Annotated in this window: 7 protein-coding genes; 6 read left to right on the top strand and 1 reads right to left on the bottom strand. The window is 59.0% G+C overall.

Going from position 1 to position 8,322, the window contains the following annotated elements:
* The 5 genes from B2W52_RS02930 to B2W52_RS02950 form a co-directional block, all read left to right on the top strand.
* Window positions 1-1,160 (top strand): heavy metal translocating P-type ATPase (locus B2W52_RS02930; protein ID WP_286801166.1); only part of this gene is annotated, 1,160 nt, incomplete at its 5' end.
* A gap of 126 nt (window positions 1,161-1,286) precedes the next feature.
* A complete protein-coding gene (locus B2W52_RS02935) occupies window positions 1,287-1,736 on the top strand; it encodes a DUF411 domain-containing protein (RefSeq protein ID WP_008172744.1) in 450 nt (149 codons plus the stop codon).
* Window positions 1,737-1,892: 156 nt separating this feature from the next.
* A complete protein-coding gene (locus B2W52_RS02940; protein WP_008172742.1) occupies window positions 1,893-3,611 on the top strand; it encodes a diguanylate cyclase in 1,719 nt (572 codons plus the stop codon).
* A gap of 73 nt (window positions 3,612-3,684) precedes the next feature.
* On the top strand, window positions 3,685-5,670 hold the full coding sequence (locus B2W52_RS02945; RefSeq protein WP_008172740.1) for a ribonuclease R family protein: 1,986 nt from the start codon (window positions 3,685-3,687) through the stop codon (window positions 5,668-5,670).
* A gap of 61 nt (window positions 5,671-5,731) precedes the next feature.
* Window positions 5,732-5,935, top strand: a complete 204-nt coding sequence (locus tag B2W52_RS02950) for a hypothetical protein (RefSeq protein WP_008172739.1) — start codon at window positions 5,732-5,734, stop codon at window positions 5,933-5,935.
* Between the two features lie 10 nt (window positions 5,936-5,945).
* Here B2W52_RS02950 and B2W52_RS02955 read toward each other — a convergent pair whose 3' ends face one another.
* Window positions 5,946-6,839, bottom strand: a complete 894-nt coding sequence (locus tag B2W52_RS02955) for an acyltransferase (protein ID WP_039881963.1) — start codon at window positions 6,837-6,839, stop codon at window positions 5,946-5,948.
* 225 nt (window positions 6,840-7,064) lie between these two features.
* On the opposite strand from B2W52_RS02955, the gene B2W52_RS02960 reads away from it, so the two are divergent.
* On the top strand, window positions 7,065-8,216 hold the full coding sequence (locus tag B2W52_RS02960) for an alpha/beta fold hydrolase (RefSeq protein ID WP_039881962.1): 1,152 nt from the start codon (window positions 7,065-7,067) through the stop codon (window positions 8,214-8,216).
* Window positions 8,217-8,322 lie beyond the last annotated feature (106 nt).

The following is an 8,322-nucleotide window of genomic DNA, read 5'->3' on the forward strand; positions in this document are numbered from 1 at the left end:
TGGTGGCCGGGGTGTCGGTGCTGATCATCGCCTGCCCCTGTGCCCTGGGCCTGGCCACGCCCATGTCGGTAATGGTTGGCGTTGGCAAGGCGGCGGAATACGGCGCCCTGATCCGCCAGGGCGATGCGCTGCAGACCGCCGGTAAGCTGGACCTGGTGATACTCGATAAAACCGGCACCATCACCGAAGGTCATCCGGCAGTTACCCGGGTTCATGCCAGCGACGGTGACGAGCAACGCCTGCTGGCGCTCGCGGCGGGGCTGGAACAACACTCCGAACACCCTTTGGCCGAGGCGATTCTGGCGAAGGCCAAAGAAAAAAGCGTTCAGCTGGAGAAGCTGACCGGTTTCGAGGCCCTGAATGGTAAAGGCGTGCAAGGTGAACTCGACGGCAAGCCCGTGCGTCTGGGCAACCGCCGCTGGCTGGAAGACCAGGGCGTTACGCTGGGCGATCTGGACGATGCCGCCCACTCGATTACCCAAGAAGCCGGCACGCCCCTGTTTCTGGCATTGGGCACCGAAGCTCTGGGGGTCATTGGCGTTGCCGATGCCATCAAACCGGACTCCAAGGCTGCCATCCAGCGCCTTCACAAGGCTGGCATCAAGGTGATGATGGTCACAGGCGATGTCGACGCCACCGCAAAGGCCATCGCGAAAAAAGCCGGCATCGATGACTATCGCGCGGAAGTGCTGCCTGAAGACAAGGCCGAGGTGGTCAGTGAAATGCGCGGCAAGGGCCACACAGTCGCCATGGTCGGCGACGGCATCAACGATGCTCCGGCCCTGGCGGCGGCGGACGTCGGTTTTGCCATCGGCACCGGCACGGATGTGGCCATTGAGAGCGCCGGCATCACGCTGATGCGAGGCTCGCTCCACGGCGTGCCCGATGCCATCGAGATCTCCCGGGCCACGGTGAAAAATATTCACCAGAACCTGTTTGGCGCGTTCGTATACAACACAATGGGTATTCCGGTGGCCGCCGGCCTGCTCTACCCTGTCTGGGGAATACTGATGAGTCCGATACTGGCCGGCGCTGCCATGTCCCTGTCTTCGGTGACGGTGGTTTCGAACGCCAACCGTCTGAGGTTGTTCCGAACCAGTCACCGTCCGGAACAGAACGACAGCAACAGTGATCCGAAACAGCAACAGGAGCGGAACTGATGGAAACAATGCTGGTCAACGTCGGAGGTCTTGCCCTGATGGCAGCCATCGTCTGGTGGTTCTGGCTTTCCGGTTCTGACGACACAGGCTCAAGTAAACATCAACATCACCACTGAGGTACTTGCCATGAAAAAACACACCCTGGCTTTTGGCCTGATGGCAGCCCTGGGATTCAGCACCACGGCGCTGGCAGCCGGCGCAGCCCAGAGCATCCACGTTTACAAATCCCCGACCTGCGGCTGCTGTGATGACTGGATAGATCACCTGAAAGAAAATGGCTTCGAGGTGGAGGCGACCAACACCAACGATATGGGCAGGATCAAGGCCGACGCAGGCCTGATTGCCGGTCTTGGCAGTTGCCATACCGCATTCGTGGGTGACTACGTCATCGAGGGCCATGTGCCAGCCGAGGACATCAAGCGCCTGATCAGCGAAGCACCCCAGGCCACCGGCCTCAGCGTGCCCGGGATGCCCATGGGGTCACCCGGCATGGAAATGGGCGACCGGAAAGATCATTACAAGGTCATCCTGTTTAACGAGGCGGGACAGACCCGGATCTTTTCCGAGCACAATTAACGCCAATAACCAGGCAAGGGCCGGTATTTATCGGCCCTTGCGGCCTCCTTTTCCTCCCGCTTCCTGCCAGTCCCTGTCTGTTTTTTCTACACTCTGGTTAACCAGTGTTCTATCATTGGCGCCCAGAAACCCAGAAAAATCCGAGAGGGATACTCGTTGAGCCTTAAAACCCGCATCCTTGGCCTGGCCGCCAGTCTCATCATCGTGGCTTCCGTGGCTTCGTGGCTGGCCTACCGGGAGCTGTCCGAGAGCATCATCGAACGCTGGGGCCAACAGGTCGCGGAAATACAGGTTCGCTACGACAGCGCCCGCCTGCTGCAGTCCCTGGAGCGGGAAATCGGGTTGGCCAAACAGATGGCCAGTTCCTCCGCCCTGATCAACTGGGCCGCTAATCCGGATGACACCGCACTCCAAGCTGAAGCCATCCGCCAGATGGAGAGTTTTCGTTCCAATTTCCGGGACAACAACTACTTCGTTGCCCTCGTCAACAATGCCCACTATTACTACAACAACGAGGAGAACGAATACGCCGGTAACCAGTTCCGATATGTGCTGGATAAAGACAAGCCGGATGACGCCTGGTTTTTCCAGCTCATAGAAGAAGGTCGCGACTTCCACCTCAACGTAAATCCGGATACCGAGCTGGGTGTTACCAAACTCTGGATTGATGTGCTGATGCGCGATGAGGCCGGCGAAATTGTCGGTATGGTCGGAACCGGTCTGAGTCTGGATGCTTTTCTGCAGGATATTGTCGACATCGGTCAGGAGGGCATCACCACCCTGTTCGTGGATTACAACGGCGCCATCCAGCTCTACCGCGACCGCAACTACATCGACTTCGCCAGCATCATCAAACCCGAAGGCCAGAAGAACACCATCGACCTGCTGTTCGATGATCCCCAGGACAAGCAGCAGATTCTCGGTATGTTGCAGCTTCTCAAGAAGCCGGGCGACCAGGCCGGCCAGGTGGAAAGCGGCTTCGTGACGGTGGATGGCCGCAAGCATCTGGCCGGGGTTGCCTTCCTGCCGGCGATTGGCTGGTTTGAGATCACCCTGCTTGACCTCAATACACTCTTGCCAACCAGCTATCTGTGGCCGCTGGTGGCGGTATTCCTGGGCACACTGCTGGTCACACTGGTGCTGTTCCACCTGATTATCCAGTCCCGGATTCTCAAGCCCATCATGAGCCTGGAACACGCCGTGGAAAAAGTCCGGGAGGGCAGCTTCGATCTGCCGCGGCTGGATAAACCGGATAATGAGATCGGCTGGCTGGCGGATCATTTCGAGAAAATGACCCAGAGCCTCGGCCACTCTACCCGGGAACTCGAAGAAAAAGTCGCTCAAAGAACGGATGAGTTGAACCGACTGGCCCGCGTCGATCCCCTGACCGGCCTGAAAAACCGTCGCGGCCTGGACGAGGTGCTGGATGAGGAAATCCAGCGGGCCCGCCGCCAGGAGACCGGCTTTGGCGTGATCTGGCTGGACATTGACCATTTCAAGAGCATCAATGACAACCTGGGCCATCAGGCCGGCGATCAGATCCTGTGCCGGGTTGCCCTGTGGCTGAAAGCCGGCGTGCGCCCCTACGACCATCCGGGACGCTGGGGTGGGGACGAGTTCGTGGTCCTGTTGTCGCCCTGCGATCCAGAGACACTACACCGTATCGCCCTCCGCATCCGGGAATCCGTGGAACAGGAAAGCCGTAAAACCGGGACCCAGGTCACCGTCAGTGTTGGTGGCTACTTTGCTCTGCCGGGTGACAGCACCGATACCATTCTTCGTCAAGCGGATCGGGCGCTTTATCAGGCCAAGGATGAGGGGCGCAACCGGGTCTGTATTACCACCTCGGAAGACCCGGAGATTAACCCCGCGTAACGGGTCTGACTCATACCGCCATAACCGTTATACTCCGCCCCATCATTCATTTTTTTACCAGCCAGGTTACTTCATGCTCAATGCCGACGCCCTCAGCCAGTTGCGCCAGCTGAAATCGGATATCAAGGACAACAAGGTGGTTTTTCCCGGAACAGTCAAAGCCACCAATGGCCGCTTCGGATTTGTTGCGCTCGACGAAGGCCGGGATGTCTTCCTGCCACCCGAGGAAATGCAGAAGGTGCTGCCCGGGGACCGGGTGAATGTCACCGAGCAGGAGGTTGAGAAAGGCAAAACCCAGGGTGTTGTGGACGAACTGCTGGAAACCCGCCTGAACACCTTTGTGGGCCGTTACCTGGTGAAAGGCAAAGGCCATTTCGTGGTGCCCGAAACCCCGGGCATCAACCGCTGGATCTTCATTCCCCCCAAAGAGCGAATGAACGCCCAGCAGGACGATTACCTCTACTGTCAGATTCACAAGCATCCGATCAAGGATGGCAAGGGCCAGGCCAAGGTACTGCGGGTAATCGGCAAGGCGGGAGAACCCGGTATTGAACGCTCCTTCACCCTGGCTACCTTTGATCTGGCGGACACCTGGCCGGACGCGGTGCGTACACAGGCCGACAGCCTCAGTGAGAGTGATATCGAATCCCGGGAAGCCGGGCGGGAAGACCGCACGGACCGCCCGTATGTGACCATCGACAGCCCGGGCACCCAGGACATGGACGATGCCCTGCTGGCCGAGCCCAACGCCACCGGCTGGACCCTGTCGATTGCCATTGCCGACCCGACCGCTGTGATCGAAACCGACAGCCCCGCGGAGCAGGAGGCGTTCAATCGCGCCACCGCCATTTACTTCCCGGGCGAACCCCTGCCCATGCTGCCTGACAGCATCAGCACCCGCCTGTGCTCTCTGATGCCAGACGTGAAGCGGCTGGCTCTGGTATGTGATCTTCAGGTTAACAACGATGGCAGCCTGGGCGACTACAGCTTTCACCAGGCGGTTATCCAGTCCAAGGGCAAGCTCAGCTACGAGCTCGTCTCAAACCTGATCGAAGGTCGGGAGGACGATGAGATCAAGGCACTTCCGGACGACGTTGCCAACAGCCTGGACCAGTTGCACCAGGCAGCGACAGCACTCAGGAAATGGCGCAGTGAACATGCGCTGCTGAGCGGCGACCGGCCGGAATTCCGCCTCCGGCTCGATGAAAACAAACGCATCCGGCTGATTGAACCGTCCGTCCAGAATGAAGCCCATCGGCTGGTGGAAGAGTGCATGGTCGCCGCCAACCGCTGCGCCGCAGACTTCCTCGCCAACCAGACTGCAGGGTTGTTTATCCAGCACCCCGGGCTACGGGATGATCGCGCCGACAACATCCGGGCACTGATCGACAGCCACGCACCGCATCTGTCGGGGGTTGATGCCCATCAGGCCGAAGGTTTCCGCAAGCTGATGAAGGAAACCGACGCCCTGGAAGCCGAAGTACCGGTAAAAGCCATACTGTCCCGCCAGCTGGCCCGGGCCGAGCTGAGCTTCAAGCCCGCGCCTCACCAGGGTATGGGCCTGGACGCCTACACCACGTTTACTTCGCCACTGCGCAAGTTCTCGGACTTCTATGTCCACCGGCTGATCAAATCGGCACTGTGGGATACCCCCATGAAGGCCTTGAGCGAGGATCAGCTGGAGGCTCTGCAAGCAGCCCAGATCCGTGCCCGCCAGGCGGCAAACAGTCTGGAAGCCTGGCTCAAGAGTGACTTTGCCAAAACACTCGGCGAAGAACCCATGAGCGGTGTGATCAGCCGCACGGTGCCCGCCGGTTTCTTTGTACGGCTGGATGCCAACGGATTGGAAGGGTTCGTCAGCTGCAAGGATCTGGATGGCAAATACAGCTTTGACCCCGTTACTCTTCGCCTGATCCACAACAAGAACGGCCGAATCTTCCAGCTGGAGCAGCCGGTAACGGTAAGCTTTGCAGGCGTGGACGAAGAGCGCAGGCAGATCAATTTCAAGCTGGTGGAAGCACAGGAGATCCCGACCGGGACCGGCTCCGACGACGGTTGAAAAACCACACGGGCAGGCGCATCGTACTTACAAGGACATATTCCTTTGATGGAGGTGCGCCATGCCCATCAGCCCTGACGAATTTCTGAAAAAGTACGGTTTTGACAAGGAAGAGGAAGAGCGGGACCACAGCCTGCGCCACAACGCCATGGAGCACGCCAAGCACCTGCGCCGGCCCCATGCGGGGACGCCCCACGACTGGGAAGAGTGGGAGCGCTACAAGCAGGAACACCCGGATGAAGTGGAAGACGACTCCGACAGCTGATGCCCGGTAATTACCGGGCCAGCATCCGCTCCAGCCGTTCATCCTTCGCCTGCCACTGATCCCCCAGCCAGTTTTTCACGTTCCGGCGGTGCTCTGCATCCGTTGAGTAGTCCCGGCCTTTCAGATGCTCCGGGATATCAACGGTGTGGATTTCCATTTTGACTTCCTTGACCCGGCCACAGATAAACTCCCAGAAGGTGGGTGCTCCGTCCGGATAGGCGATGGTCACGTCCACCAGGGTCTGGATCGAATCGCCCATGGCGTCGAGCACGAAGGCGGCACCGCCAGCCTTGGGCGTCAGCAGGTGCTTGTAGGCCGACTTCTGTTTGTCGTGTTTGGCCTGGGTAAACCGGGTGCCTTCCACAAAGTTCATCACACTCACCGGGGTGTACCGGAACTTCTCACAGGCCCTGCGGGTTGACCGAAGATCCTCGCCCCGCTTCTCCGGATGTTTGATCAGGTATTCCCGGGTGTAACGCTTCATAAACGGGAAATCCAGGCCCCACCACGCGAGGCCGATCACCGGCACCCAGATCAGCTGCTGCTTTAGGAAGAACTTGAGGAACGGCGCCCGATGGTTGAACACCCGCTGCATGGCGAAGATATCCACCCAGCTCTGGTGATTGGCCAGCACCAGGTACCAGCTTTCCCGCTGGAGGTTTTCGGCACCTTTCACATCCCATTTCGTGCCATGGGTCAGCTTCATCCAGCCGGTGTTGCAGGCAACCCAGGCTTCCGCGATCCAGATGATGACCCGAGTACACAGGACCCGGAAGCCCTGGATGGGGATGATGAGTTTGAGAATGGCCGGGATGTAGAGCAGGATGCACCAGAACAGGGTGTTGATTCCCAACAGGATAGAATTGAGTACACCGATGACGGGGGCAGGGAGAAAGCTGAGCATGGCGGTCCTGTTTCTGGTTATTGTTTCCAAATAGGGGCTAATGATAGCAACCACAGACCGCATTGGGCAGTGGCCTGAAGTGACCGGTTTGCCCACCGGTTTGGACACTTCTGCCATGGTGATTTGCGCCTCACCATGGATAATCTCGATGTCTGGCCTGCGAGACGGGACAGTAGAAGTTCGGTAATCCGTATAGTGAGCGTCAAATTCTCCATGGACATTCCCATGCCCAATCTCTTCAAATCCGCCGCTGACCGGGCGGCAGGCGTTACCCGGCAAACGGCCCTTTATGCCGGCAACGCTTTCGACCGGGTGTTCCGGGCCGCCAGTCTGGTGCAGGCCGGGCAGACGCCGTTTGAAACCCTGTATACCGATGGTCTGGTCAGCCTGCGTTACTACCCACCACTGGCCGAGGATTTCATCGAGCTGGAAGGCGAGACCATTGCGGTTGAGCGCACGGCCCATAAGACACCGATTGTGATCGTGCCGCCCCTGGCGGTGAATATGCTGATCTACGATCTGTTTCCCCAGCGCAGTCTGGTTCGGTTTCTGCGTGCCAAGGGATTTGAGGTGTATCTGATCGACTGGGGCATGCCCACGCGGGAACACAGTCACTACAACCTGCATACCTATGTGGCCGAGTTGCTGCCGGCCTACCTGAACCGGGTTCGGGAGCATAGCGGTGAACAGGAGTTGTCGCTGCATGGCTGGAGTATGGGTGGCATGTTCACGCTGTTCTATTCCGCGCTCAGCAACGATCAGCACGTGCGCAACGCCATTGTGCTGGGCTCGCCGATCGACAGTCATGCGTCGGGGATCCTGGGGCTTGTGAATCAGCGCATGGCGGATGTGGCCGGGTTTGTGCGGAAACGCACCGGGTTCCGCCTTCACGATGTGAAACCTCACTGGTTTCATACCCCCGGCTGGGCCAATACCATCGGGTTCAAGCTGACCAATCCGATTGCCAGCGTGATGAGTTACTGGGAACTGATCATCCGTCTGGGTGACCGGGAGTTTGTCACCAACCACGCCACCACGTCGGCGTTTCTGGACCGTATGGTGGCCTACCCCGGCGGGATCATTCAGGACACGGTGGTGAGGGTCTGGATCGACAATCAGCTGTCAAAAGGTGAGATCCAGATCGGTGAAGATGTTGCCAGGCTGGATAATGTGAGTGCCAACTTACTGGCCATCGCCGGGGGCGACGATACGCTGGTGACGCCGGGTGCGGCCAAGCGGGTGATGGATCATGTGAGCTCTACGGACAAGACGTTCCGGGTTGTGCCGGGTGGTCATATGGGCATTCTTGCGGGGAGTAAGGCGCCTCGTCAGAGTTGGCTGGAGTTGGCGGATTGGCTCGCTTTTCGGTCGGACTGAGTTTTTGAGTTTGGAGTTTGCCGGCAGGTGTCGGGGAGGGCTTTCCAAAACACGCTCCTTGCGGCACGTCCCTGTGACGCTTGGCTGTCGCCATCCATGGCGACAG

The sequence above is a fragment of the Marinobacter sp. UBA2498 genome (assembly GCF_002341575.1).
GTDB classification, from domain to species: domain Bacteria; phylum Pseudomonadota; class Gammaproteobacteria; order Pseudomonadales; family Oleiphilaceae; genus Marinobacter; species Marinobacter manganoxydans.